This is a genomic window from Amycolatopsis cynarae (genome assembly GCF_026802195.1).
GTDB lineage: Bacteria > Actinomycetota > Actinomycetes > Mycobacteriales > Pseudonocardiaceae > Amycolatopsis_E > Amycolatopsis_E rhizosphaerae.
Genome location: NZ_CP113836.1, coordinates 4,570,184 through 4,595,866, shown reverse-complemented (window position 1 = coordinate 4,595,866; position 25,683 = coordinate 4,570,184). Strand labels below are relative to the sequence as shown.

20 protein-coding genes and 1 riboswitch are annotated in these 25,683 nt (G+C 72.0%); of the genes, 17 read left to right on the top strand and 3 right to left on the bottom strand.

Annotated elements, in window-relative coordinates:
* Positions 1 to 116: 116 nt before the first annotated feature.
* From ORV05_RS21925 to ORV05_RS21905, 5 genes are all read left to right on the top strand, one after another.
* Positions 117 to 866, top strand: a complete 750-nt coding sequence (locus tag ORV05_RS21925) for a YggS family pyridoxal phosphate-dependent enzyme (RefSeq protein ID WP_268753892.1) — start codon at positions 117 to 119, stop codon at positions 864 to 866.
* Between the two features lie 65 nt (positions 867 to 931).
* Positions 932 to 1,534: a cell division protein SepF gene (locus tag ORV05_RS21920; RefSeq protein ID WP_144586969.1), complete on the top strand. Its 603-nt coding sequence runs from the start codon at positions 932 to 934 to the stop codon at positions 1,532 to 1,534.
* Positions 1,535 to 1,711: 177 nt separating this feature from the next.
* A complete protein-coding gene (locus ORV05_RS21915; protein ID WP_407652529.1) occupies positions 1,712 to 1,996 on the top strand; it encodes a YggT family protein in 285 nt (94 codons plus the stop codon).
* 51 nt (positions 1,997 to 2,047) lie between these two features.
* Positions 2,048 to 2,875 (top strand): DivIVA-like cell division protein Wag31, encoded by an 828-nt coding sequence (gene wag31 / locus ORV05_RS21910; RefSeq protein WP_268753891.1) that lies wholly within the window; start codon positions 2,048 to 2,050, stop codon positions 2,873 to 2,875.
* Between the two features lie 102 nt (positions 2,876 to 2,977).
* Positions 2,978 to 3,616, top strand: coding sequence for a hypothetical protein (locus tag ORV05_RS21905; RefSeq protein WP_268753890.1), 639 nt, complete (start codon positions 2,978 to 2,980; stop codon positions 3,614 to 3,616).
* A gap of 12 nt (positions 3,617 to 3,628) precedes the next feature.
* Here the strand turns inward: ORV05_RS21905 and ORV05_RS21900 are convergent, their stop codons facing one another.
* Positions 3,629 to 4,384: an ArsR/SmtB family transcription factor gene (locus ORV05_RS21900; RefSeq protein ID WP_268753889.1), complete on the bottom strand. Its 756-nt coding sequence runs from the start codon at positions 4,382 to 4,384 to the stop codon at positions 3,629 to 3,631.
* A gap of 64 nt (positions 4,385 to 4,448) precedes the next feature.
* On the opposite strand from ORV05_RS21900, the gene ORV05_RS21895 reads away from it, so the two are divergent.
* From ORV05_RS21895 to ORV05_RS21855, 9 genes are all read left to right on the top strand, one after another.
* The gene (locus ORV05_RS21895; RefSeq protein ID WP_268753888.1) at positions 4,449 to 5,777 is read left to right on the top strand and encodes an MFS transporter; all 1,329 of its coding nucleotides are present in this window, start codon (positions 4,449 to 4,451) and stop codon (positions 5,775 to 5,777) included.
* Between the two features lie 243 nt (positions 5,778 to 6,020).
* Positions 6,021 to 9,215: an isoleucine--tRNA ligase gene (ileS, locus tag ORV05_RS21890; RefSeq protein ID WP_268753887.1), complete on the top strand. Its 3,195-nt coding sequence runs from the start codon at positions 6,021 to 6,023 to the stop codon at positions 9,213 to 9,215.
* A 58-nt stretch (positions 9,216 to 9,273) separates the two neighbouring features.
* The gene (locus ORV05_RS21885; RefSeq protein WP_268753886.1) at positions 9,274 to 10,872 is read left to right on the top strand and encodes a penicillin-binding transpeptidase domain-containing protein; all 1,599 of its coding nucleotides are present in this window, start codon (positions 9,274 to 9,276) and stop codon (positions 10,870 to 10,872) included.
* Positions 10,873 to 10,953: 81 nt separating this feature from the next.
* Positions 10,954 to 11,643 (top strand): ArsR/SmtB family transcription factor, encoded by a 690-nt coding sequence (locus ORV05_RS21880; RefSeq protein WP_268753885.1) that lies wholly within the window; start codon positions 10,954 to 10,956, stop codon positions 11,641 to 11,643.
* A complete protein-coding gene (locus tag ORV05_RS21875; RefSeq protein ID WP_268753884.1) occupies positions 11,643 to 11,909 on the top strand; it encodes a DUF167 domain-containing protein in 267 nt (88 codons plus the stop codon). The genes ORV05_RS21880 and ORV05_RS21875 overlap by 1 nt, the downstream gene beginning before the upstream one ends.
* A gap of 107 nt (positions 11,910 to 12,016) precedes the next feature.
* Entirely contained in the window at positions 12,017 to 13,495 is a 1,479-nt protein-coding gene (locus ORV05_RS21870) for a potassium/proton antiporter (protein WP_268753883.1), read from the top strand.
* 63 nt (positions 13,496 to 13,558) lie between these two features.
* Positions 13,559 to 13,673: riboswitch (SAM riboswitch) on the top strand.
* Between the two features lie 32 nt (positions 13,674 to 13,705).
* Complete coding sequence (locus ORV05_RS21865) at positions 13,706 to 15,046, top strand: aminotransferase class V-fold PLP-dependent enzyme (RefSeq protein ID WP_407652528.1); 1,341 nt, start codon at positions 13,706 to 13,708, stop codon at positions 15,044 to 15,046.
* Between the two features lie 26 nt (positions 15,047 to 15,072).
* Positions 15,073 to 15,648: a signal peptidase II gene (gene lspA / locus ORV05_RS21860; RefSeq protein WP_407652791.1), complete on the top strand. Its 576-nt coding sequence runs from the start codon at positions 15,073 to 15,075 to the stop codon at positions 15,646 to 15,648.
* Positions 15,645 to 16,571: an RluA family pseudouridine synthase gene (locus tag ORV05_RS21855; RefSeq protein ID WP_268753881.1), complete on the top strand. Its 927-nt coding sequence runs from the start codon at positions 15,645 to 15,647 to the stop codon at positions 16,569 to 16,571. The genes lspA and ORV05_RS21855 overlap by 4 nt, the downstream gene beginning before the upstream one ends.
* A gap of 189 nt (positions 16,572 to 16,760) precedes the next feature.
* On the opposite strand, the gene ORV05_RS21850 is transcribed toward ORV05_RS21855, so the two are convergent.
* A complete protein-coding gene (locus tag ORV05_RS21850; RefSeq protein ID WP_268753880.1) occupies positions 16,761 to 17,747 on the bottom strand; it encodes an AsnC family protein in 987 nt (328 codons plus the stop codon).
* A 125-nt stretch (positions 17,748 to 17,872) separates the two neighbouring features.
* Here ORV05_RS21850 and ORV05_RS21845 point away from each other — a divergent pair, with 125 nt between their 5' ends.
* Positions 17,873 to 19,537 carry a DUF885 domain-containing protein gene (locus ORV05_RS21845; RefSeq protein WP_268753879.1) on the top strand — a complete coding sequence of 555 codons (1,665 nt, stop codon included), beginning with the start codon at positions 17,873 to 17,875 and terminating at the stop codon, positions 19,535 to 19,537.
* Complete coding sequence (locus ORV05_RS21840; protein WP_407652790.1) at positions 19,537 to 21,153, top strand: DUF885 domain-containing protein; 1,617 nt, start codon at positions 19,537 to 19,539, stop codon at positions 21,151 to 21,153. Before ORV05_RS21845 ends, ORV05_RS21840 begins: the two co-directional genes overlap by 1 nt.
* Before the next feature lie 108 nt (positions 21,154 to 21,261).
* On the opposite strand, the gene ORV05_RS21835 is transcribed toward ORV05_RS21840, so the two are convergent.
* Positions 21,262 to 23,985 (bottom strand): exo-rhamnogalacturonan lyase family protein, encoded by a 2,724-nt coding sequence (locus ORV05_RS21835; RefSeq protein WP_268753877.1) that lies wholly within the window; start codon positions 23,983 to 23,985, stop codon positions 21,262 to 21,264.
* Between the two features lie 414 nt (positions 23,986 to 24,399).
* Here ORV05_RS21835 and ORV05_RS21830 point away from each other — a divergent pair, with 414 nt between their 5' ends.
* Positions 24,400 to 25,683, top strand: coding sequence for an ABC transporter substrate-binding protein (locus ORV05_RS21830; RefSeq protein ID WP_268753876.1), 1,284 nt, complete (start codon positions 24,400 to 24,402; stop codon positions 25,681 to 25,683).

The following is a 25,683-nucleotide window of genomic DNA, read 5'->3' as shown; positions in this document are numbered from 1 at the left end:
GCCGACCGGGTGCGGGTGCCCCGCAGGACACTGGTGGTCGCATGAGCGATCATGGCGAAGCCGCCGCTCATGCGGGCCGACCGGGTGCGGGTGCCCCGCAGGACACTGGAGGTCGCATGAGCGATCATGGCGAAGCCGCCGCCTGCGTGGGTGGTGAGGAGCGGAAGGCGGAACTGGCGGAGGCGCTGGCCGCGGTCGAGGCCCGGATCGAGCGGGCGTGTGCCGCTGCCGGGCGCCGCCGGGACGAAGTGCGCCTGCTCGCGGTGACGAAGACGTTCCCGGCCTCCGACGTCGCGCTGCTCACCGATCTGGGACTGACCGATTTCGCGGAGAACCGGGATCAGGAGGCAGGCCCGAAGGCCGAAGAGGTCGCGAAGCTGCGGCCGGAGGCCCGGGTGCGCTGGCATATGGTCGGCCGGTTGCAGCGGAACAAGGCACGGTCGGTGGTGCGGTGGGCCCACGAGGTGCAGTCGGTGGACTCGATCCGGCTCGCCGACGCGCTGGCCAAAGCGGTGCGGGCGCAGGGGAGGCCGCCGCTGGCCGTGTTGATCCAGGCCAGTCTCGACGCCGATCCCGCCCGCGGCGGCTGCCCGTTGTCCGAACTGGACGCCCTCGCCGGGTACATCGCCGGGGCCGGGGGGCTGGACCTGCGGGGCGTGATGGCCGTCGCGCCGCTGGGCGCCGATCCGGCCGAGGCCTTCGCCCGCCTGGCTGAAGTCGCCGGGCGGCTGCGGCGCGACCATCCCGGTGCGTCGGAGGTTTCCGCTGGTATGAGCGGTGATCTGGAGCAGGCGATCGCCCGGGGGGCGACCTGTGTGCGTGTCGGAACCGCGCTGCTCGGCGGGCGCGGTTTAGCCTCGCCCTAGCGAGATCACCCGGAGGGGCTCCATTATGGCCGGGTGAGCAGGGTGAGGGAGCGGCAGGGAGAGGCATGAGTGCGCTGCAGAAGCTGAAGGCATACTTCGGCATGATCCCGGCCGACGGGGACGGCTACGAATCCTACGACGGCTATGAGGGGGCCGGTGACTACCGGCGGGAGTACGCCGAGGACGGCTACGAAGGTTATGACGAGGAAGATCCGCCGGCGCGCTCACGGCGACGCTACCGCGCTGCCGAATACGAGGACGAGGCGGTCCGCTCACGGCCGTCCCGCGAGCCCACGGTGCACGGGGCGCTGGCCGTGGACCGGCAGCCCGAGCCCGTCGCGCGGCTGCGCCCGGTACCGGAGGCGGCGCGTGCGGCGCAGCGAGACCCGTTGAGCCGGATCACGACCCTGCACCCCACCAGCTTTCTGGACGCGCGGGCCATCGGGGAGGCCTACCGCGAGGGCGTGCCGGTGATCATCAACCTGACCGAGATGGACAACGCCGACGCCAAGCGGCTGGTGGATTTCTCGGCCGGGCTGGCCTTCGCGCTGCGGGGTTCGATGGACAAGGTGACCAACAAGGTCTTCCTGCTGTCGCCGCCGGATATCGAAGTGACCGCCGAGGACCGTCGTCGGATCGCGGAGGGCGGCCTCTTCCTTCGTCACTGAACGTGACGTTCGGACGCCCTCAGTGCACGGTCGAGTGTAATTGCCTGCTGACTCACGGTGAGACGCTACTCCATTCGGGTGAGACAGTTGGATAAATCACAGTTGGATTACGGCACCCGGACACACCGGACCCGAGGGATGTCCGGGCCACGCCGAGCGTGTGGCAGAGTGGGTGTCGTGGATGTCTTCCGGCTGGCCGTCTACTACGTGCTGTTCGTCTTCTGGCTGCTGCTCACAGTGCGTGTCGTGGTCGAACTCGTCCGTTTCTTCGCGCGCGAATGGCGGCCCGCCGGCGGGGTTGCGGTGACGCTCGAGACCATCTACACAGTGACCGACCCACCGGTCCGGCTAGTCCGGCGGATCATTCCGATGGTTCGGATTGGCGGCGCCGGACTGGACTTATCGATTATGGTGCTGCTGTTGGTTGTGTCCTTCCTGATGCAACTGGCATATCCCGGATGATCGGGGAATCCGGGAAGTCGGAGCAGGCCATGGAGTGCGTGAGGTGATCTGATGTCGTTGACCCCCGCTGACGTGCATAACGTCGCGTTCAGCAAGCCACCCATCGGCAAGCGGGGCTACAACGAGGACGAGGTGGATGCATTCCTCGACCTGGTGGAGACCGAGCTGGCACGGCTGATCGAGGACAACAACGAGCTGCGTCAGCAGGTCGAGCAGCTCGATGCCGAACTGGAGAGCACCCGGGGCGATCTCGAAGCCGCTCGCGCCGGCGCGGTGCGTGAGGAGGCCCCGCGGCGCCTGGCCCCGGTGCCGCCGCCGTCGCCCGTGGAGCAGACCCAGTCGCACGCGATGGACGCGGGCGAGCCCAACGTGCAGGCCGCCAAGGTGCTGGGCCTGGCCCAGGAGATGGCCGACCGGCTCACCGCCGAGGCCAAGACCGAGTCCGACGGCATGCTGGCCGAGGCGCGCGCCAAGTCGGAGCAACTGCTCTCCGACGCGCGGGCCAAGTCGGATTCGATGGTGAACGAGGCGCGCACGCGTGCCGAAACGATGCTCAACGACGCGAGGACCAGGGCCGAGACCCTGGAGCGTCAGGCGCGCGACAAGGCGACCTCGATGGAACGCGAGGCGCAGCGCAAGTACACCGAGACCATGAACAACCTCAACGGCGAGAAGACCACGCTGGGCAAGAAGATCGAGGAGCTGCGGACGATCGAGCGGGAGTACCGCACGCGGCTGCGGGGCTTCCTCGAATCCCAGCTGCGGGAACTCGACGACCGCGGCTCCGCGGCCCCGGCGTCGGCGACCTCCGGCGGTTCGGGCTCCGGCTCGGGCGGCGGACAGGGCTACTCCTTCGGGCCGCGCGCCGAGGCGGGCTGACCCCGCCCAGGCGCGGCCCGCGGGTCGCGCCGGGTAGCGGTTCCGGCGCTCCTGTGCGGAGGGTCGGGACCGCCCGAGGGGTTGCCCGTGCTGTAATGCACCGTGCTCTACATCGTGCTCATCCTGGTCCTGGCCGCGCTGGGGTTGCTGATCGCGGCACTGATCACCGCGAACGCGCTGTGGGCCTGGGTGTCCATCGGGCTGTCGGTGCTGGCAGGGCTGTTCCTGGTGGTGGACTACCTGCGTCGGCGCCGCCGCCGTCGCCGGCCGGAGACCGAAGAGGCCGGCGGGGACGGGGTGGGGCCGGACAAGTCCGCTCCCACCCGGACGCTGAGGCTCGGTGAGGAGGCCGGTGACGCCACTGAGGCCACTGAGGCCACCGAGATCGGCGAGGCCGGTGAGGTCACCGAAGTCACCGAGGTGAGCCCGCCCGGTGGCGAGGGTGCCGAGGCCGAGGGCAGCGATGCCGCCGAGCGCGGCGGGCCTGGCGAGTCGGCCGGGGGGCCCGGTGAGGAGCCGACGGCCCCGGAGGACGCGCAGGTGGTGGCCCGGCTGGAGACCGAGGTGGTCGTGGTCGACGAGTACCCGCGGTACCACTTCCCCGACTGTGCCTGGCTCGAGGCCCGAGCCACGATTCCCTTGGTGGTCAAGGAAGCACGGGAACTGGGCTTCACCCCGTGTGCCCGCTGCACCCCCGACGCCCGGCTCATCGCCGCTCACCGCACCGAGCCCGCCTCCTGACGAACGGAAGGGTCACGCGGCGAGCGTGACACCGAAACGGGCGTCCAGTTCGAGGGCGCCCCGATCCGTCAGGCGCACCGCCCGGTGCCCGGGTGCGCGCCGCTCGATCCAGCCCAGCCGCTCCATCGCCACCGCGAGTTCCGCCCCGAGGCCTCCGGCGAGGTGGTGGCGTTGCTCGGACCAGTCGAGGCAGAACCGCAGCAGGGGCCGTTTCCGCCGTCGCACCGCGTCGACGTCCACGCCGAGCGACCTGAACACCGGCTGCGCCTCGGGACCGAGCGTGTAGGGATGCGCCGCGAGCGGGGCGGAAAGACGATCGCCCTCCCGCCGCCGGGTGGACCGGACACCGTCGGTGGCCGCGAGCGCCCCGGCCTCCAGCAGTGCCGAGGTGACCGCGACACCCAGCCGTCCCGCCAGATGGTCGTAGCAGGTGCGGGCGAAGCGGAGCGCCTGGGCGCGCGTGCCCGCCCTGAGCGAGCGCACCGGCTGCGGCGGGGCGAACCGCGCGAGCGTCTCCATCACCTCGGCGACCTCCGGTCCGGCCAGGCGGTAGAACCGGTGCCTGCCGGACCGCTCGACGGTGACCAGGCCCGCTTCCCGCAGTTTCGCCAGATGCGCGCTCGTGCCCTGTGCGGACAGCCCGGCTTCCCCCGCCAGCACCGAGGCGGCCAGCGACCGGCCGTCCGCGAGCGCGGCCAGTACCCGCACCCGGGCCGGATCGGCGAACAGTGCGGCCGTGGCGGCGATATCGGCGTCTCCACCCGTCATGCCTCCAGGATGCCCCCGCGACACTTCCGTCCCGCTGGAAGTTTTCCCGCGGTGTGCTGGGGGCATGATCCGGCAGACCACCACCACGCGCACTGCCCTCCTGCTCACCATGTGCGCGGGCATGTTCCTGGTCCAGCTCGACGTCACCGTCGTGAACGTGGCCCTGCCCACCATCGGTGCCCGTCTCGGCGCGGACCTGCCGACCCTGCAGTGGATCGTGGCGGGCTACGCGGTCGTGCTCGCCGCGTTCCTGCTCTCCGGGGGCGCGCTCGGGGACGTCGTGGGGCACCGGCGGGTCGTGGTCGGCGGGTTCGCGCTGTTCGGTGCCGCGTCCGCGGGCTGTGCGCTGGCCCCCTCCGGACCGGTGCTCGTCTCCTTCCGCCTTCTGCAGGGGCTCGGGGCCGCGCTGCTGCTGCCCGGCACCCTGGCCGTGATCACCCGCGCCTACCCGCGGCGGCGCGAGCAGGCGCGGGCACTGGGTGTGTGGGCGGGTGTCTCGGCGCTGGCACTGGCCGGCGGGCCCGTGCTGGGCGGGCTGCTGGTGGCCGCCTGGAGCTGGCGTGTGCTGTTCTGGCTCAACGTGCCGCTGGTCGCGGTGGCGATCGCGGCCACGCTGCGTGTAGTGCCCGAGTCGCGGGAGCCCGGCCGCCGCCCCGACTTCGCGGGCGCGGTGACCGGGGCGGTCGCACTGGCCGCACTGGTGTACGCGGTGATCCAGGGCGCGGTGGCCGCCGCGGTGCTCGCGGTGGTTTCGGCGACGGCCTTCGTGCTCGCCGAGCGCCGGGCCGCGGACCCGATGCTGCCGCCCGCCCTGGTGCGCTCGCGGCAGTTCACCGGCGCGAACCTGGTGGCCGGGGCGATGAACTTCGTCGGGCTGGGCATGATCCTCGTGCTCACCCTCTACCTGCAGGGGGTGCTCGGCTACCCGCCGCTGTCCGCCGCCGTACGCCTGCTGCCCGGCTTCCTCCCGCTGTCGCTGATGGCCCCGGTGACCGGGCGGCTCACCGGGAAGTTCGGGCCGCGGCCCTTGATGATCGCGGGCCTGGCGCTGGGCGCCGTCGCCCTGCTCAACCTGCTGCGGGTCTCGCCGGACAGTGGGTACCTGACCGTGCTGCCCACCTGGTTCGGCCTCGGCCTCGGCATGGGCCTGCTGACCGCGGCGGTGGTCGCGGCGGCGGTGGGCGGGGCACCGGGGGAGTACGCGGGGGCCGCCAGCGGGGTCAACAACACCGCACGGCAGGCCTTCGGCGCGATCGGCACCGCCGTGTTCGGCGCCGTGGCGGGAGAACCCGCCCACCCGGCGGCCTTCGTGTCCGGTCTGCACACCGCAGGACTCCTCGGAGCGGCGGTGTGGGTGGCGGCCATCGCGCTGACCGTTCGCACGGTGCGATAGCCTGGAGGCCTACGGCGTCGATCCGGCCATCACCGGGGAGCCTCCGGAAGAACGGGTACCCGCCGAGGGCGGGGCGCCTCAGTAGAACCGGACGGGTGCGGCCCGTGACAGCCGTCCAATGAGCGGCCCACCTCCGGGTGGGCAAGCGGGGTGGTACCGCGGAACGTGCCCGCCGGCGCGTCTCGTCCCCGTGGGGATCACAGGATCCGTGCGAGAGCGACGAAAACCGCGAGGAGAACGCCGATGTACCCGAAGGCTCAGCTGGGCGGGCAGACGCCGGGCCAGGTGGAGTCCCAGCCGTCCTTTCCCGCCCTCGAAAAGCGGGTGCTCGAGTACTGGGAGTCCGACCGGACCTTCCAGGCCACCATCGACGCCCGTGACCCGGGCGCGCACGGGGCCAACGAGTACGTGTTCTACGACGGCCCGCCCTTCGCCAACGGCCTGCCGCACTACGGCCACCTGCTCACCGGCTACGTCAAGGACATCGTGCCGCGCTACCAGACCATGCGCGGCAAGCACGTGGAACGCCGGTTCGGCTGGGACACCCACGGCCTGCCCGCGGAGCTGGAGGCCGAGCGGCAGCTGGGCATCACCGACAAGTCGCAGATCGACGACATGGGCATCGCCGAGTTCAACCGGGCCTGCCGCGAATCGGTGCTGCGCTACACCGGCGAGTGGCAGGACTACGTCACGCGCCAGGCACGGTGGGTGGACTTCGAGCACGACTACAAGACCCTCGATCTGTCCTATATGGAATCGGTGATCTGGGCCTTCAAGCAGTTGTGGGACAAGGGCCTGGTCTACGAGGGCTACCGGGTGCTGCCCTACTGCTGGCGGGACGAGACGCCGCTGTCCAACCACGAACTGCGGATGGACGAGGACGTCTACGCCAGCAGGCAGGACCCGGCGGTCACCGTCGGGTTCCGCCTGCACGGCAGCGAGGCCCACCCCGGCCTGGTCGGCGCACACCTGCTGATCTGGACCACCACGCCGTGGACCCTGCCCTCCAACCAGGCCGCCGCGGTGCACCCGGACGTGGACTACGTGGTGGTGGAGCCGGAAACCCAGCCGGGGCGGCGTTTCGTGCTCGCCGAGGCCCGTGTCCCGGCGTACGCGCGCGAACTGGGCGAGGAGCCGAAGGTCGTCGCCCGCTACAAGGGTGCCGCGCTGGCGGGGCTGTCCTACGATCCGCCGTTCCCGTACTTCGTCGGCGCCGAGAACTCGCACCGGATCCTGCTGGCGGACTTCGTCACCACCGGCGACGGCACCGGCGTCGTGCACATGGCGCCCGCCTACGGCGAGGACGACAAGGCCGCGGCGGACGCGGCGGGCATCACCCCGGTCACCCCGGTGGACGCCAAGGGGCGCTTCGATGCCACCGTCCCGGACTACCAGGGCCGCCAGGTGTTCGAAGCCAACCCCGACATCATCCGCGACCTCAAGAACGGCACGGGCTCGGCGGCACAGCAGGGCGCGGTGCTGCTGCGGCACGAGACCTACGAGCACTCGTACCCGCACTGCTGGCGCTGCCGCAACCCGCTGATCTACCGCGCGGTGTCGTCGTGGTTCGTCAAGGTGACCGAGTTCCGCGACCGCATGGTCGAGCTGAACCAGCAGATCACCTGGTACCCCGAGCACGTCAAGGACGGCCAGTTCGGGAAGTGGCTGGAGAACGCCAGGGACTGGTCGGTCTCCCGCAACCGCTACTGGGGCACGCCGATCCCGGTGTGGATCTCGGATGACCCGGCCTACCCGCGGATCGACGTGTACGGCTCGCTGGACGAGCTGGAACGGGACTTCGGCGTGCGGCCGACGGACCTGCACCGGCCCTACATCGACGAGCTGACCCGGCCCAATCCGGACGACCCGAGCGGGAAGTCCACGATGCGCCGCATCCCCGACGTGTTCGACGTGTGGTTCGACTCGGGGTCGATGCCCTACGCCCAGGTGCACTACCCGTTCGAGAACGCGGAATGGTTCGAGCACCACTACCCGAGCGACTTCATCGTCGAGTACATCGGACAGACCCGCGGCTGGTTCTACCTGCTGCACGTGCTGGCCACCGCGCTGTTCGACCGTCCGGCGTTCCGCATGTGCGTCTCGCACGGCATCGTGCTGGGCTCCGACGGCCAGAAGATGTCCAAGTCGCTGCGGAACTACCCGGACGTCAACGAGGTGTTCGACCGCGACGGTTCCGACGCCATGCGCTGGTACCTGATGGCGAGCCCGATCCTGCGCGGCGGCAACCTCGTCGTCACCGACAAGGGCATCCGCGACGCGGTGCGCCAGGCGGTGCTGCCGCTGTGGAACTCGTACTACTTCCTCGCGCTCTACGCCAATGCCGAGGGGGTCGAGGGCCGCTGGCGGACCGACTCGAAGCACCTGCTCGACCGCTACATCCTGGCCAAGACCAACGAGCTGGTCACCGACGTCGGGGCCGCACTGGACGTCTGCGACATCGCGGGCGCGTGCACCACTGTCCGTGACTTCCTCGAGGTCCTGACGAACTGGTACGTGCGCCGTTCCCGCGAGCGGTTCTGGGCCGGGGAACGGGACGCGGTCGACACTCTGCACACCGTGCTGGAGGTGACCTGCCGGACGGTGGCGCCGCTGCTGCCGCTGACCACCGAAGCGGTGTGGCGGGGGCTGACCGGTGAGCGCTCGGTGCACCTGACCGACTGGCCCACGGTCGACGAACTGCCCGCGGACGCCCCCCTCGTGCGGGCCATGGACCGGGTCCGCCAGGTGTGCTCGTCGGCGCTGTCGCTGCGCAAGGCGAACAAGCTCCGCGTGCGGCTGCCGCTGGCACGGCTGCTGGTGGCGGCAGGCGACGCCGAGGCGCTGCGCCCGTTCGCCGACCTGATCGCCGACGAGGTCAACGTCAAGGCGGTCGAGCTGAGCACCGACGTCGCCGCGCACGGCGCCTTCGAGGTCGCGGTCAACGCGCGGGCCGCCGGGCCGCGGCTCGGCCGGGACGTGCAGAAGGTGATCAAGGCGGTGAAGGCGGGGGAATGGACGACCTCGCCGGAGGGCGCCGTGGTCGCGGCCGGGATCGAACTGCTCGACAGCGAGTACGAGCGGCGCCTGGTGGCCAAGGACGTCAAGGGCGCGACGGCGGCGGCCGAGCTGCCGGAGGGCTCCGGGCTGGTCCTGCTGGACACCGAGGTCACCGCCGAACTGGCCGCCGAAGGGCTCGCGCGCGACCTGGTGCGCGTGGTGCAGCAGGCCCGCCGCGAGGCCGGGCTGGAGGTGGCCGACCGCATCGAGCTGACCGTGGACGCCCCGGCCGACGTGGTCGAGGCGGTGCAGCCGCACGAGAAGTTCGTGGCCGGGGAGACCCTCGCGGTCTCGGTCGCCTACGGCGCGGTGGAAGGCGGTTCCGAGGGGACCGTCGGCGACGGGGTGAAGGTCTCGGTGCGGGTGGCCAAGGCGGCCTGAACCGTAACGAACCGGACAGCATGATCGATATCCCCGGTGAACGACTGGGGGGTTGATCATGCGTCCGGTGGTCCGGAAAACGGTTCTCGCCGGCGGCGCGATCGCCGTGGTCGCCATCATGGTGGCCGCGGTGCTCGTGCTGCGCGGCGGCGGGAGCGGCGATGCGGCCGGTGGCACCACGGACGTCCGGGCCACCACCGCCGCGGCCGACCCGTCCGAGGTCGCGGCCGCCTTCCTGCGGGCGTGGGCCGGAAACGACACCGGGGCGGCCGGGGCGCTGACCGACGATCCCGGTGGCGCTGCCGTCGCGTTGCAGGCCGCCTCCTCCGCGCTCGGCGGGACCGCCGTCAAGATCACGCTGCGGCAGGTTTCCGGCAGCAGCGCCACCTTCAAGGTGAGCTGGACGCTCGGCTCGTCCCGGGTGTGGACCTACGACAGCACCCTGTCGCTGGTCCGCGCCGGGGACGGCTGGAAGGTGCATTTCGTCCCGTCGTTGATCCATCCGGAACTCGGCCCCGGCGAGCGGTTCGCGGTGCACTCCTCGGGCGGGGGCACCGCGGTGGCCGACCGCGACGGCAAACCGTTGCTGACCTGGCAGTCCGACGGGGCCAAGCCCAACGGCGCCGCCGTCGCGCCCCTGCTGGCCCCCGGGATGGCCCGGGTCGCCGGGGAGGCGGCCCAGGGCTGGGCCGTGCTGCTCGAGCAGGCGGACGGCACCGAAAAAACCCTGTACAGCGAGGGACAACCGGTCCAGGGGCCGCTGGTCTCGACGCTGAGCACCGCCGTCCAGGCCGCCGCGCAGGCCGCCGTGGACGCCCAGGGTGCCCCGGCGATGCTGGTGGCGATCCAGCCCTCCACCGGAGATCTCCTCGCCGTCGCGCAGAACGGTGCGGCCGGGGGTGCCCCCACCGCGCTCAGCGGGCTCTACGCGCCCGGATCCACCTTCAAGATCGTCACCGCGGCCGCGGCACTGGAACGGGGCGCGGCCACCGCGGACACCGTCCTGCCCTGCCCCGGCAGCGCCCAGATCGGGCAGCGGAGGATCCCCAACGACGACGAGTTCTCCTTCGCCCCGCTGCCGCTGCACTCGGCCTTCGCGCATTCCTGCAACACCACCTTCGCCCAGCTGGCCTCGGGGCTGTCCGCCGACGCACTGGCCCGCGCGGCGGACCAGTTCGGCCTCAACGCCGACTTCACCATTCCCGGGATCGACACCGAACTGGGCAAGGTGGTCGCGGCGCGGGACTCCGCCGCCCAGGTCGAGGACGCCATCGGCCAGGGCACCGTGCAGGCCAGCCCGCTCGGGCTGGCACTGATGGCGGCCACCGTGGCCGCGGGCAAGGCGGTCACGCCGAAGCTGTGGCACGACCGCGCCACCACGGTCAACACCGGTTACCAGGGGCCGCCGGACGCCGTCGTCGGCGCGCTGCGGTCGATGATGCGCGAGGTCGTCACGAACGGCACGGCCACCGCCCTTCAGGGCAGTGGCCGGGTTTTCGGCAAGACGGGGACGGCGCAGTTCGGCGACGGCAGCGGCGCGAACGGCTGGTTCGCCGGTTACCGGGACGATGTCGCGTTCGCGGTGCTGCTGCTGGGCACCAACTCGTCCAAACCGGCGGTGGCGGCCTCGGCGTCCTTCCTGTCCCGGCTCGGCTGAATCCCCGGCCAGGCCCACCGCAGTGCCCACAAGCGCACCGTGTCGGCGACGGCCGAAACAAAGCTGCCCTACGGTAAGAGCATGAACACCCTCGCCCTGGCCGAGGTCGCCGCCGTGCTCGCCGACCAGAGCAGGGCCACGATGTGCCTGGCCCTGCTCGACGGCCGCGCCTGGACCGTGGGGGAGCTGGCCAAGGCGGCCGGGATCAGTCCGTCCACGGCGAGCGAGCACGTCACGCGGTTGCGGGACGCCGGTTTCGTCACGGGGGCCCGCCAGGGACGGCACAGCTACGTGCGGATCACCGACCCGCAGGTGGCCGAGCTCATCGAGCAGCTGGCGCAGCACGCCGAACGAAGGCCGGTGCAGGGCCTGCGCGAGTCGGTGCGGGCGCGCAGGCTGTCGTTCGCGCGCACCTGCTACGACCATCTCGCCGGTGCACTGGGGGTGGCCGTCCGCGACGGCATGCTGCGCACTGGGCTGGTCGATCTCGCTTCCGGGTTGACGCTGACCGCGCGGGGGCGCGAGGTGCTGGCGGAGCTGGGCGTGCCGGTGCCCGCGCCCCGGGACCGGCCGCTGCTGCGGGAGTGTCTGGATTGGACAGAGCGCCGTGAGCACTTCGGCGGGGCGCTGGGAGCGGCGCTGCTCGGCCACGCCGTGGCCGAGGGCTGGCTGGACCGGAAACCGCACCGCGCGATCGTCCTCCGCCGGACCGGGCCGTTCGCCCGCCTCGGTGTCGGGGAAACGGTGCTCGCCGGGGCGGTGACCGCCTGATGCGCTTCACGATCCGCGTGAAACCGGGTGCGAAACGGGATGCGGTCGGCGGGGAACACGGCGGTGCGCTGATCGTGTCGGTGAAGGCACCCGCGGTGGAGGGCAAGGCCAACGAGGCGGTGTGCAAGGTGCTGGCCAAGGCCTTGGGCGTGCGCAGCCGCGACATCGTGGTGGTACGCGGTGAACGCGCGCGCGAGAAGCTGATCGAACTGGCCGACGCGCCGCCCGGACTGGGTGAGCTGCTGGACTCCCTTCGCCGGAGCTGACCACTTCGGACGGCCGATGGCGGTCTTTCCGGCGCGCCCGGGCCGAATCCGGGACGTATTGCCGAACCCTTATCCTTGAAGGGAGGCGGGTCGGCAGGGGAGGTGCGGTGGCGGAACTTCCGGTCGTGCTGGGGCTGGGCGCGGCCGTGTTGCTGGCCTCCGTGCTCGCGGTCCGGCTCTCCACCCGGGTCGGCCTTCCCTCGCTGCTGCTCTACCTGCTGCTCGGGGTGCTGCTCGGCAAGGCCGGTTTCGGTATCCAGCTCACCGATCCCACGCTGACCCAGTCGCTCGGACTCGCCGCACTGGTGCTGATCCTCACCGAAGGCGGCCTGACCACACGCTGGTCGTCGGTCAAACCCGCGCTGGCGCAGGGAATCGCTCTGTCCACTGTGGCCGTTGGGTTGAGCGTGGCGATCACCGGGGCGGCACTGCACTGGCTGCTGGGCCTGGACTGGCGCATGGCTCTGCTGTGGGGTGCCGTGCTCGCCTCCACCGACTCGGCCGCCGTGTTCTCGGTGCTGCGCACGCTCGGCATCCGGCGGCGGCTGGTGGGCGCGCTGGAGATCGAGTCCGGCCTCAACGACGCCCCGGCCTACATCGCCGTGGTCGTGCTCGCCGAGGGTTCGCGGCTGGACTGGACGCTGCCCCTGCTGGTGGTCTACGAACTACTGGCCGGTCTCGCGGTGGGGGCGGCACTGGGCTGGCTGGGGGCGTGGGCCCTGCGGCGCGCCGCATTGCCCGCCACCGGTCTCTATCCACTCGCGACGGTCGCGATGTGCGTGGTCGCCTACGCCTGCGGCCAGTTCGCCCACGCGTCGGGACTGCTCGCCACCTACGTCGCCGCGCTGATCCTGGGCAACGCCCGCCTGCCGCACCGTTCCGACACGGTGTCCTTCGCCGAGGGCATGGGCTGGCTCGCGCAGATCGGGCTGTTCGTGCTGCTCGGCCTGTTTGCCACCCCGGAACGCCTGCTGTACGCGGTGGTGCCGGGCCTGGTGGCGGGCGCGGTGGTGCTGCTGCTCGCCCGGCCGCTGTCGGTGCTGGTGTCGCAACTGCCGTTCCGCGTTCCCTGGCGGGAGCAGGTGTTCCTGTCCTGGGCGGGACTGCGCGGGGCGGTGCCCATCGTGCTCGCCATGATCCCGCTCGCCCTCGGCCTGCCGGACGCGGAGCGGCTGGTGGACGCGGTGTTCGTGCTGGTCGTCGTGCTCACCCTGGTGCAGGGCACGACGCTGAGCAGGCTGGCGGGGGTGCTCGGCCTGTCCGCCGAGACCGAGCCGAAGGAGATCGAGGTGGACTCCGCGGCGTTGGACGAGCTCCAGGCGGCGCTGCTGCAGGTCCGCATCCAGCGGGGATCCCGGCTGCACGGCGTCTACCTCACCGAGCTGCGCCTGCCCGCGGGGGCGTCGCTGAGCCTGATCGTGCGCGACGGGAAGAGCTTCACCCCGCAGCGGACCACCCGGCTGCAGGAGGGCGACCAGTTGCTGGTGGTGGCCACCGAATCGGCGCTCGAAACCGCCGAGCGGCGGCTGCGCGCGGTGGACCGGGCGGGCCCGCTGGCGCGCTGGCGCGGCGAATCGGGCCGCTGACCGCCGTCCCACCATCCGGTCGCCGGTCGCCTCGTCCCGGCCCATTCGGCTAGGCTGCCCACAGGTCATGAGTGCCAGCGCGAAGCCCCGGCTCGCTGGCCGGCAACCCTCCTACCGCGGTGGGGTGCCCCGGGTGAGGACCTGGTCCGCCGCGCGGTGCGGCGGGCAAGCGCGGACCCCCCGGGGTCCCTGGGTCGTCCAGGAGACGTCGTGACGCTCACCGTCGGCAGCACCATCGACAGCACCGAAATCCGTGTCCGGCAGGACATCCCGGCCGTGCTGGGCACCCGCGTCCCGCTGGTGACCGGGGGAGAGACCGGCTACGCCAATCTCGACCACGCGGCCAGCGCGCCGTGCCTGGCCGCGGTCCGCGACGCCGTGGACGCCTTCCTGCCGTGGTACGCCAGTGCCCACCGCGGCGCCGGTTTCGCCTCGCAAGTGTCCACAAGGGTCTATGAGCGGGCACGGGAGGTGCTGCGGAAGTTCGCCGGCGCGCGCGACCGGGACACCGTGATCTTCACCCGCAACACCACCGACGCCCTGAACCTGTTGGCGCGCGCCCTGCCCCGGCACACCTCGGTGGTGCTGTTCGACACCGAGCACCATGCGGCGCTGCTGCCGTGGCGCGGCCCGAACGTGGTCCGCATCCCGGCGCCACGCACCCGGCTCGCGGCCGTCGCCGCGGTGGAGCGGGCGCTGGCGGGCTGCCCGGCCGGGCCGCGGCTGGTGGTGCTGACCGGCGCGTCGAACGTGACCGGGGAAACCCTGCCGGTGGCCGAGATCGCCGCGGTCGCCCGGCGGCACGGCGCCCGCACCGCACTGGACGCGGCGCAGCTCGCCCCGCACCGCCCGATCTCGCTGACCGGCCTCGACGTCGACTACGTCGTGCTGTCGGGCCACAAGCTGTACGCGCCGTTCGGGGCGGGCGCCCTGATCGGCCGCGCCGACTGGCTGCGCGCCGCCACGCCGTATCTGGCCGGTGGCGGCGCCACCAAGGCCGTCACCCGGCACGAGACCGGGGTCGGCGTCACCTGGCACACCGGCCCGGAACGGCACGAGGCCGGTTCACCCAACATCGTCGGCGTCCATGCCCTCGCGGTCGCCTGCGAGCAGCTCGGGGCGCACTGGGACGCGTTGGAGGCGCACGAGCACGCGCTGCTGGAGCGCCTGCGGGCCGGGCTGGCCGCCGTGCCGGGGCTGGCCGAACTGCGGTTGTTCGACGACGAGAGTGACCGGACCGGTACCGTGAGCTTCACCCTCGACGGCTTCGAACCGGGCTGGCTGTCGGCGGTGCTGTCGGCCGAATACGGCATCGGTGTGCGGGACGGCGCGTTCTGCGCGCACATCGCCACCCGCAGGCTGGCCGGGCAGGGCGCGCAGGCGGTGCGGGTGAGCCTGGGCCTGGGCACCACCGAAGAGCACATCGACCGGCTGGTGCTGGCGCTGCGGCAGATCGTCGCGCGGGGTGCCCGCTGGACCTACGGCCGCCCCGCCGGGCGCTGGGCGCCCGTGCCGGACCCGCGCCCGCTGCCCCCGTTCCTGGCCGGGTGAGCAGGGCGGACGGCCCGGCGTGGACAATGGTCCGGGTGAGCACCGAAAACCGATCGCAGCCCGAGACCAGCTCCGGGGAGGAACCGGCCCCGCAGGCGCCGAAGCGGCGGGTGGGTCTGCTCGCCGCCGTCGCCCTTGCGGCGGTCGCGCTCGACATCCTCACCAAGGTCCTCGTCGTGTCCAATTTGGAGGGACGGGAGCCGGTGAAGCTCCTCGGCGGCCTGGTCTACCTCCAGCTCGTCCGTAACCCCGGTGCGGCCTTCTCCATGGCCACCGGGATGACCTGGGTGCTGGCGCTGGTGGCGATCGCCGTGGTGGGCACCCTCATCTGGTTCGCCGGTCGCCTGCGCTCGGCGGGCTGGGCGGTCGGGCTCGGCCTGGTGCTCGCCGGCGCACTGGGCAACCTGATCGACCGCCTCTTCCGCGCGCCGGGCCCGCTGCGCGGGCACGTGGTCGACTTCATCTCCGTGTTCGCCCCCAACGCCGAGGCCTTCCCGGTGTTCAACGTGGCGGATTCGTGCATCTGCGTGGGCGGCGCCCTGATCGTGCTGCTGTCGGTGCTGGGCCGCGACTACGACGGAACCGTCCGGGGCCGCAAATGACGGCGCGGATGCTGCCCGTCCCCGACGGGCTCGACGGGATGCGCGTGGACGCCGGGCTCGCCAAGCTGCTGGGGCTGTCCCGGACGGTGGTGGCCGAACTCGCCGAAGCCGGTGAGGTGCTGCTCGACGGGCACCCGGCGGGCAAGTCCGACCGGCTGACCGCGGGCGGGCTGCTCGAGGTCACGCTGCCGGAGCCGGAGAACCACGTCCAGGTGGTCGCGGAGCCCGTCGAGGGCCTGCGCATCCTCCACGACGACGACGACATCGTGGTGGTGTCCAAGCCGGTCGGCGTGGCGGTGCACCCCAGCCCGGGCTGGACCGGGCCCACCGTGGTCGGCGGGCTGGCCGCCGCCGGGCTGCGCATCTCCACCTCCGGTGCCGCGGAGCGGCAGGGCGTGGTGCACCGGCTGGACGCCGGGACCACCGGGGTGATGGTGGTGGCCAAGAGCGAGCACGCCTACACCGTGCTCAAGCGCGCGTTCAAGGAACGCACCGTGGACAAGGGCTACCACGCCGTCGTGCAGGGCCATCCGGACCCGACCCGCGGCACCATCGACGCGCCGATCGACCGCCATCCCCGCCACGACTACAAGTTCGCCGTGGTCGCGGGGGGCCGTCCCAGCGTCACGCACTACGAGGTGGTCGAAGCGTTCCGCGCGGCCTCGCTGGTGGCCATCAAGCTGGAGACCGGCCGCACCCACCAGATCCGGGTGCACTTCGCCGCGGTGCGGCATCCCTGCGTGGGCGACCTCACCTACGGCGCCGATCCCGTGCTGTCGCGCAGGCTCGGCCTGTCGAGGCAGTGGCTGCACGCCCGCACCCTCGGCTTCGCGCACCCCGCCGACGGGCGGTGGGTGCAGTTCGAGGCCGACTACCCGGACGACCTCAAGCACGCACTGGACATCCTCCGCGCCGACTCCTGACCCGTACGGCCGTTGGCCGGCAGCGGCCGGACAGGGGCGGCGTTCCTCCAAGCGGGACCTGCCCCAAGGTGGCGTTGAGGGCGTTTATGACCCTCAAGGCCACCTTCAGGGCACCCAACACTGGGACGACGTACGGCCGTTGGCCGTGAAGGGGCCCTTCACGGCTCTCGCCACGGCCCCGGCCGGGGGTCAGTCGTCCAGGGACCAGGTGAGCGTGCGCTCGTCGGGTTCGGGGCGGGGGCTCCAGCGCAGCGAGACCACGCGGGTGGCTTCGGGGACCACGTAGACGGTGTGCCCCCCGGCGGTCTCGCCCGGCTGCACCCCGATCTTGTGCGGCGGCCGGGAGGTCAGGGAGACCGGGGCCTTCGTGATCGCCCTGCCCTCGGCGGTGAGCAGTTCGAGGTAGTTGTCCGGCAGGGACACGAACGGGATGGCGCCGCGGTTGGTGATCTCGGTGTGCACCACGATGGCCCGCTCGCCCTCCTCCAGCCGGTAGCCCGCGGCGGCGAACAGGAAGTCCGCCGGATCCTGCACCTCCAGCAACTGCACCGACAGCTGCTCACCCTCGAGACCCTGGGTGTTCAGCGCCTCGCCGATCCGGCCCGTCCGCCGCACCGGGCCGGACGGGGCGGCGCGCTGGTCACCGCGGGCCCAGGACGCGGTCTGCGGCGGGCCCCAGGTGCTGATCACCGGGTCGAGGGGGGCGGGTGGCTGCGGACGCTGGACGGCGGGTGGCGCCTGCGGTGCCGGTGGCCGTGCGGGCAGGGGAGCGGGGTAGCGGCCCGACGGCACGCCCTGCACCGGTTGCCCGGCCCCGTGCGCCGGATAGCGGCCCGAGGGCACGCCGTAAACCCCGGAAGGCACGCCATAGGCGCCCGACGGCACTCCCGCCACCCCTGGCCCGGGAGCGGGGGTGGGAGGCGGCGTGGGAGCCGGGGCGGGGGGAGGGGGCTGCCCGGGCCGGGACCAGCCGCCCGCGAGCGCCGCGCGCAGGCCGTTCGGATCGCTTTCCACGCCCACCAGCAGCGGCAACCCACTGCCGGAGAGCGCGACGAGCCGGTAGGCGACCTCGCGCGGGTCCATCCCGACCCGGGCCGCGAGTTCGTGTACGGCGGCCTTGCCCAGGTCGGCCAGCGCGGCGAGCAGGCGGGCATCCACGGGATCGGTCACGGCCACAACCCGGAACGCTACCGCGTGCCCCCGGGCGCGGGACTCATGTGGTGCCCGCTGGGGCGTGGCGAACCGCCGCGGCCCGGGGAAAACCCCGGCGGCAAGGCCGTCCCGCGCTCTAGGCTGGCGCCATGACCGAGGTTGCCGAACTGGCCGACGAGTTCGTGGAAGCGCTTTTCGACGCCGAACCGTTGTGGCCCGCCGTGCTGGGGATCGACTCCGACCGGGAGGGGCTCGCCGAGCTCACCGAAGCCGCGGAGGAGGAGCAGCGCGCGACGCTGCAGGAGTTCGTCCGCCGGGCCGAGGAGCTGGAGCCGGAAACGGCGCAGGACCGGGTGACCCGCGACGTACTGGTGGCCCAGGCGCGCGGCATCCTCGACCGGCTCGCCACGCACTCCGCCGAGTACACCGTGACCGACCTGTTCATCGCGCCCGCGGTCAGTCTGCTGACGATCCTGCCGATGGTCGGCGTGACCACCCCCGAGCAGGCCGAGCGGCAGCTCGGACGGCTCGCCGCGATCCCGCGGCACCTGGAGCAGGCCGCCGACCGTCATCGCGCCGGAGTGGCCGCCGGGCGGGTACCCGTGGCGCATCTGGTGGCCGCCGCGATCGCGCACCTGGACCGCTATCTCGCGGGTGCCGCAGATCCCGCCGCCGACCCGCTGCTGCGCCAGGTCCTGCCGTCCGAGGAGCTCACCGCCCGGCGTGCCGAACTGGTCGAGCACGTGGTCCGCCCGGCCTTCGCCGCCTACCGCGACGTCCTGGAACGCGAGATCGCGCCGCACGGCCGCCCGCTGGACAAGCCGGGGCTGTGCTGGCTGCCCGGGGGCGAGGAGATGTACGCCGCCGCGGCGCGCGCACACACCACGACCGACCGGACCCCCGAAGAACTGCACGAGACCGGGCTGCGCCTCATCGACGACCTCGCCCGGGAGTACGCCGAGATCGGCTCGCGGGTCTTCGGCACCAGCGCACTGCCGGAGATCTTCGAGCGCCTGCGCACCGATCCCGAACTGCGCTGGAAGGACGCCGACGAGTTGCTGGACACGGCACGGTCGGCGATCGAGCGCGCCGCCGAGGCCGCGCCGCGCTGGTTCGGCCGCATTCCGCCGCATTCGTGGGTGGTGGAGCCGGTCCCGGCCGCCGAGGCACCGGGCGCGTCCGCCGCCTACTACCTGCCGCCCGCCATGGACGGATCCCGGCCCGGCACCTACTTCGCCAACACCCACCAGGTCTCCGAACGGTTCCGGCACACCGCCGAGGTGATCGCCTTCCACGAGGCCATTCCCGGGCACCACTTCCAGCTGTCCACCCAGCTCGGGCTGACCGATCTCCCGCTGCTGCACCGGATCGGCGAGTTCAACGCCTACACCGAGGGGTGGGGGCTCTACACCGAGCGCCTCGCGCACGAGATGGGCCTGTACTCCGGCGACCTCGCCCTGCTGGGCATGCTCACCGTGGACTCGATGCGCGCGGGCAGGCTGGTGGTCGACACCGGGCTGCACGCCAAGGGCTGGAGCAGGCAGCAGGCCGTGGACTACCTCACCGAGCACACACCGATGCCGAAGGTGGAGATCGAGTCCGAGGTCGACCGCTACATCGCCTATCCGGGGCAGGCGCTGTCCTACATGGTGGGGCGCCTGGAAATCCTGCGGATCCGGCGGAAGGCCGCCGACGCGCTCGGCGAGAAGTTCGACATCCGCGCCTTCCACGACGTGGTGCTCGGCGGTGGCGCCCTGCCGATGTCGGTGCTCGACGCCGTGGTCGAGGACTGGGTGCGGAGCGTGGCTTCGTGATCGACGAGCTCGCCGAGGAGCTCCTCGGGCTCGCCTTCGAAGCGAACCCGGTGCGTGCGTCCGTCCTCGGGCTGCCCGGCGAGCACGACCGGCTGCCGGACCTCGGCCCGGAGGCCGAGCGGCGGCTGCGGGCCCGCTACCGGGAACTGGCGGAGCGCGCGGCCGGGGCCGAGGGCGACGCGGTGACGCGGCAGGTGGTGATCCAGCAGGCCCAGGCGGCGGTCGACCTGCTCGACGCGCGGCTGCCCGAGTTCCTGGTCAGCGATTCCTTCGACGCGCCCGTGCAGCGCGTGCTGCTGGAACTCCCGCTGGCGAAACCGACCGATCCGGACCGGGCCCGGGGCTTCCTCGCCCGGCTGGCCGCGCTGCCGTCCTTTGTGGACCACGTGATCGAGCGGCAGCGCGGGGAACTGGTGCCGCCGGGCTTCCTGGTGGACATGGGCATCGCCTATTTCGACCGCTTTCTGGCCGACCGGGCGGCGGGCCCGTTGCGGCTCGACGCCGACGTGCCCGGGTTCGCGGACGAGCGGGATCGGCTGCTCACCGGCATGGTCTACCAGGCGCTGCGCCGCTACCGGGACTTCCTGGCCACGGAGGTGAAACCGCGGGCCCTGCCCGCGGAACGGGCGGGACTGTGCTGGCAGCCCGGGGGTGAGCAGCGCTACCAGGGCCTGATCCGGGTGCACACCACTACCGGCCGCGGCGCACGGGAACTGCACGACACCGGCCTGGAGCTGATCGAATCGCTGGCGGAAGAGTACCGGGAACTCGGCTCGCGGGTGTTCGGCACCAGTGAACTGCCGGAGATCTTCCACCGGCTGCGGACAGACCCGGCGCTGCGCTGGACCAGCGGTGAAGAACTGCTCGCCTCGGCGAGGACGGCGATCCGTCGGGCCGAGGAGATGGCCCCCCGCTGGTTCCGCACCGTGCCGGAGCAGCGGTGCGAAGTCAGGGCCGTGCCGGAGAGCGACGCCGACGGCGGCACCATCGCGTACTACATCGAACCCGCGCTGGACGGGTCGCGCCCCGGCACCTACTATGCCAACACCTTCCAGGCGGAACAACGATTCCGGCACACGGCCGAGGCCATCGCCTACCACGAAGCCGTGCCGGGGCACCACTTCCAGATCTCGCTCGCCCAGGGGCTGTCCGGGCTCCCGCTGCTGCGCCGCATCGCCGACGTCAACGCCTTCGTCGAAGGCTGGGGCCTCTACGCGGAACGGCTCGCCGACGAGATGGGCCTGTACACCTCCGATCTGGCCAGGCTGGGCATGCTGACCCAGGACTCGATGCGGGCGGGCCGCCTGGTGGTCGACACCGGTCTGCACGCCCTGGGCTGGAGCCGTCAGCAGGCGGTGGACTACCTCACCGACCACACGCCGATGGCCCCGATGGAGATCGAGGCCGAGATCGACCGCTACGCGGGTTGCCCGGGCCAGGCGCTGTCGTACATGGTGGGGCGCCTGGAGATCCAGCGGATCCGGGGCGAGGCGGAACGGGCGCTGGGCGGGAAGTTCGACATCCGGGACTTCCACGACGTCGTGCTCGGCGGGGGCAACCTGCCGCTGTCCGTCCTCGGCACCGTGGTCGAAACCTGGACGCGCAGCCAGTCCTGACACCTCTCGCCTCGCGCAGCGGCTCGGCCGTGCGTGCAGCGGGGCCTGTTTGCTTCGAATGATTCGGAGCAGACAGGCCCCGCTCGAGCACTCCGGAAGGGGAGCGTGTCAGGGTGCTTCCTGGGGGGCGATCGCCAGCAGTGAGATGATCGCCAGGGTGCGTTGCGCGGCGTCGTTGGTGGCGAAGTCGCCCTTCGGGATCTCCTGCACCGCGCTCGCGACGGCGGTGCCGCCCGCCTGCACCGGCGCGGGCCAGGGCTGACCGGCGGGGTCGGAGGTGAACTGGTCCCAGCCCCGCTTGCGCAGCACCGGGTCGTTCAACTGTTCCCCGGCCCAGGCCGTGACGCGCGAGTAGATCGTCTTGAACACTCCCGGGTTGAAGTCGCGGCCGTAGCGCGCGATCTTGTCCGCCGAGGGGGCCTGGACGTAGCGCGCGAAGTCCAGGTAGGTCTGCCGGAAATCGGGCACGTCGACCAGGTCGAGCGCCTCCCAGAGGATCTGCTCGCCCAGGAACGCCATCGCCAGGTTGTACCCGCCGTCGAAATCGCCCTTGCCGAGGTTGACCAGGTGCCCGGTCGCGGGATCGAAGCCCACCGCCCCGCCCGCCTCGCCGGTGAACAGCCCGGCCGGGAAGGCGGCGATGTCGCGCATGCCGGTGACGATGCGGTCGCGCCACCGCGGATCGCCGGTGCGCTCCCATTCGGTCATCCAGTTGCTCACCAGCGCGTACCAGTCCGGGCCGATGCGCACCCGCGCGGGGGCGACGGTCTGCGGCGGCAGCACCTCGCGCAGCGGGTCGATGGTGCGCAGCGTTTCGTCGGCCCGCAGGGACGACCGGATCAGCTCGCCGAGCAACTCGTCGGCGGTGAGGTAGTAGCAGAACCGCTTGGTGAACGACTCTCCCACGCGCGCTTCCTTGGCGCCGTCGCCCCAGTGCACCACCGCGTGCCGCGAGCCGAGACCCGCGAAGCGACCACTATGGTGGGTGTCCACTTCGGACACGTGTTGCGTCATCGCTCTCGCGAGCCGGAAGGCGCGGGGGTCTCCCGAGCGCAGGAACGCGTACCACAGCATAGCGTCGCTGCCCAGTTCGGCGTTGTCCCAGGCGTACCCGCCCACGTCGTAACGCCATTCGTGGCGGTCGGCGTCGTAGGTGTGCATGATGTCGCCGTAGTTCCAGAAGCCGTACCACTCGCGCTGATCGACCTGCCCCGCGTAGAAGGCCACGTCCTGCGCGATCGAGTCCTCGAGCCTGGCGCGGGCGGGAGTGCCGCGGTCGGGAAGGCTCCACCGGCCGAACACGCCGGCGCCGTGGTAGGTCTGCGGGGCGGCCACGATCTGCGGGGGTGCGGTCTGCGTGGCCGAGAGCGCCGCGACGGTGTCCCGTGACGGTGTCGAAGCCATCGCCCACAATGTCATCTCCGTCGAACGCACCATGCCCTGCGGAGTGGCGAACCCGTCCTGGACGTCCTCATAGGACAGGTTCAGCCCGTGCGCGACCGAGTCGTAGGTCCGCAGGTCCATGGCCGGGGCGAGCGGCGAGTACGACCACAGGGTCACGGTGGCGATGCCGGCGGCCGCGTTCCGGACGTCGAGGGAACGGGGGAACCGCTGCCAGAAGTCCCGCATGCCGAAGCCCAGTCCGCCGCTGACACCGCCGGCGTAGCCGAAGCCCGCCGCCCGGTCGCCGCGTCCGGCGTGCTTGAGCCAGCAGGCGGTGCCGCCGGTGCGTTTCCAGACCGCGAAATGGCGTGCCGATTCCTGGAACAGCGTGAAATCGTTCCACAGCGCGAGCTGCTGGTAGCCGTCGCGGACCTGCTGGCTCCACTGGGCGACGGGCGGGGTGGCGGTGCCGTCGATCTGCGCCTTGCGCACGGCGGCTCCCGGGTCGCGCCGCAACCCGGTCAGCACGCGCACCGGTTCGCCCCACACCCCGCCCGAGGCGGTGCCGAAGCGCAGGTGCCGGTTGTGCGGCTCGTCGGTCATGGGGACGGACAGCCGCAGTCCCAGCCCCCGCACGAAGGTGTGGTTTTCGTCGGCGTCCCAAAGGAAACTGTGCACCAGCCGGATCGATTCGCCACCCTCGGCGAGGTAGATCCGCAGCGTCCACGGCAGGATCGCTGGCCCGCCCTTGTCCTGGCCGCGGTCGCGCCGGTAGCGCCCGGTCACCTTCAGCACCGCGCGGACCGGCCCGGATTGCTCGACCTCCACGTCCTCCACAATGCCCACCCACTCCTCGCGGCGCGGCGAAGCGCTGTCGGCGGCATCGTCGGGCTGGTCCTGGAGCAGGAGCACGAGCGTGCCGTCCTGCGCGGTGAGCCGCGAACCCCGGCTCAGCGCGCGGATCACCACGGGACCGCCGGTGGCGACGCGGACCTCGACGGTGCCGTTGGAGAGCGTGACCTCCGTGTCGGAGCGCTGCACGGTGACCGGCACCGCGGGCGCGGCGGGAGTGCCCGCCTGGAGCCGGAAGCTGTCCGCGCGCGGGCGGGAAGAGACGGCGTGCCCGGACCACTTCACCGAACCGTCGGGCCAGAAGGCGAGCGGCCAGGACTGGACCGGAACGGCTGTTCCATCGGCGGCGACGAGGCTGAGGGTGGTTTCCTTCGCCAGCGTGCCCTTCGGCCAGGGCACACCGAACGCGCTGCCCGTGCTGGCGGCGGGGGTGCCGTCGAGCCAGTGCAGATCGACGGGGCCGGGAGCGGCCGGGGGGACCTTGCCGTCCTCGGCGGCGGCGGTCGCCTGGCCGAGCTGGGAAAGTGCCGCGGCGGCGGCCGCGGCGGACATGCCGCCGAGGAAGCCGCGCCTGCTCAAGGGGGATTTCGGGGACATCTTTGGCCTCCGGGCGGATCGGGCGCACACCGAATTCACCCGCCCCGGATCCGGGGCGGGAAGGGAGAACGAACGGTCGGACGCGAGGACTGCCGCGGGGTCGACGGGCGGCAGTGAAGCGATTCAATCCCTCCCTCGAGAACCTTGTCAAGTGCGTACCCCGTGCGCCCCGACCTCGGAGAGTGGTTGTGGAAAGCGCTTTCCAAACCCGGGATCCTGTGGTTACCCTCGGCGGACCGGAGGCTGCCTGCGAGGCGTGGCGGGAAAGCGTGTTCCCGCAGGTCAGGCAGCTACTTTGCGTAGTGTTGCCGACAAGGGTTGACGACGTGATGGCGGCCACCTACGGTGTCTTGAACCGATTCAACGAAGATCCGGTAGCCGGCCTCGGGACGGCCGCCCTGGAAGGAGAAAGCGATGAGCGGACGGCTCTCCCGGATGGCGGTGAGAGGCCTCGTCGCGGTGATCGCGCTGGCCTCCGCCGGCGCGCTGGCGGCCTGTGGCAGCGGCAGTGGCGGCGACACGACCATCCGGTTCGTCTGGTGGGGCAACCAGGACCGGGCGAACGCCACGAAGGCGGCCGTGCAGAAGTTCATGGAGAAAAACCCCGGCATCAAGGTCGACACCGAGTACGCCGCCTACGACGCCTATTTCCAGAAGCTGTCCACGCAGGTGGCGGGCGGTGCCGCGCCGGACCTGATCCAGCTGGACCGCGCCACCCTGGGCGAATACGAACATCGGCACGCGCTGGCCGAGCTCGACTCCTACCTGGGCAAGCAGCTCGCCACCGCGAGCGTGCCGCCCGCCCTGCTCGCCGGGGGCAAGATCGACGGCAGGCAGTACGCGATCCCGGGCGGGCAGACCACGCAGATGCTGGCCTACGACCCGGACGCCTTCGCCAAGGCCGGGGTGAGCGCGCCCGCCGCCGGGCAGGGCTGGACCTGGCAGCAGTTCGGCGACGCGATGGCCAGGATCGGCGCCACCGGCACCGCGGGCACCACCGACTTCGGCTGGGCGATCGACTGGTTCGAGGTCTGGCTGCACCAGAACGGCAAGAAGCTCTACACCGACGACGGCAAGGTGGGTTTCACCGCGGCCGACCTCGAGCAGTTCTGGAACCTCACCGGCGGTCTCCGCCAGCGCGGTGCGGCGACCGCACCGGCCGCGACGACCAAAATGGACGGTTCCATGCAGAACTCGGGCATGGTGACGAAGAAGTCGGCCTCGGAAATCAACTACGACTCCAGCCTGACCGCCTACCTGTCCTCCTTCGGTCCCGGTGTCAAGGCGGCCTCGCTGCCCAGTGACGGTGCGGAGTCCGGCATGGCCGCGATGCCGCCGGTGACCTTCGCGGTGACCCAGCGGTCCGCGCACAAGGACGCCGCGGTGAAGCTGCTGGACTTCCTCACCAACGACCCCGACGCGGGCCGGATCCTCGGCACCACCAGGGGCCTGCCGCCCAACACCCAGACCCGCGACGCGGTCTGCGGGGCGGCGCAGGGCGGCGACAAGGCGGTGTGCGACTACGAGAAGTCCGTCGCCGGGCGGATCGGCTCGGCCACCGGGCTGTGGCCGAGCGGATCGGCCGCGGTCAAACGGGACTTCCAGCGCACCTACGACGACGTGATCTTCGGCCGGGTCGGTGTCGCCGACGGCGCGGCACGGGTCGTGCAGTCCGCCCAGCAGTCGTTGAGTCAGTAG

What these genes read in the sequence shown, in the direction of transcription:
- ORV05_RS21845 (WP_268753879.1), top strand. Translation starts at nt 17,873, where the DNA reads ATGACCGAGGTTGCCGAACTGGCCGACGAGTTCGTGGAAGCGCTTTTC.
- ORV05_RS21880 (WP_268753885.1), top strand. Translation starts at nt 10,954, where the DNA reads ATGAACACCCTCGCCCTGGCCGAGGTCGCCGCCGTGCTCGCCGACCAG.
- ORV05_RS21885 (WP_268753886.1), top strand. Translation starts at nt 9,274, where the DNA reads ATGCGTCCGGTGGTCCGGAAAACGGTTCTCGCCGGCGGCGCGATCGCC.
- ORV05_RS21835 (WP_268753877.1), bottom strand. Translation starts at nt 23,985, where the DNA reads ATGTCCCCGAAATCCCCCTTGAGCAGGCGCGGCTTCCTCGGCGGCATG.
- ORV05_RS21925 (WP_268753892.1), top strand. Translation starts at nt 117, where the DNA reads ATGAGCGATCATGGCGAAGCCGCCGCCTGCGTGGGTGGTGAGGAGCGG.
- ORV05_RS21900 (WP_268753889.1), bottom strand. Translation starts at nt 4,384, where the DNA reads ATGACGGGTGGAGACGCCGATATCGCCGCCACGGCCGCACTGTTCGCC.
- ORV05_RS21830 (WP_268753876.1), top strand. Translation starts at nt 24,400, where the DNA reads ATGAGCGGACGGCTCTCCCGGATGGCGGTGAGAGGCCTCGTCGCGGTG.
- wag31 (WP_268753891.1), top strand. Translation starts at nt 2,048, where the DNA reads ATGTCGTTGACCCCCGCTGACGTGCATAACGTCGCGTTCAGCAAGCCA.
- ileS (WP_268753887.1), top strand. Translation starts at nt 6,021, where the DNA reads ATGTACCCGAAGGCTCAGCTGGGCGGGCAGACGCCGGGCCAGGTGGAG.
- ORV05_RS21920 (WP_144586969.1), top strand. Translation starts at nt 932, where the DNA reads ATGAGTGCGCTGCAGAAGCTGAAGGCATACTTCGGCATGATCCCGGCC.
- ORV05_RS21875 (WP_268753884.1), top strand. Translation starts at nt 11,643, where the DNA reads ATGCGCTTCACGATCCGCGTGAAACCGGGTGCGAAACGGGATGCGGTC.
- lspA (WP_407652791.1), top strand. Translation starts at nt 15,073, where the DNA reads ATGGTCCGGGTGAGCACCGAAAACCGATCGCAGCCCGAGACCAGCTCC.
- ORV05_RS21895 (WP_268753888.1), top strand. Translation starts at nt 4,449, where the DNA reads ATGATCCGGCAGACCACCACCACGCGCACTGCCCTCCTGCTCACCATG.
- ORV05_RS21855 (WP_268753881.1), top strand. Translation starts at nt 15,645, where the DNA reads ATGACGGCGCGGATGCTGCCCGTCCCCGACGGGCTCGACGGGATGCGC.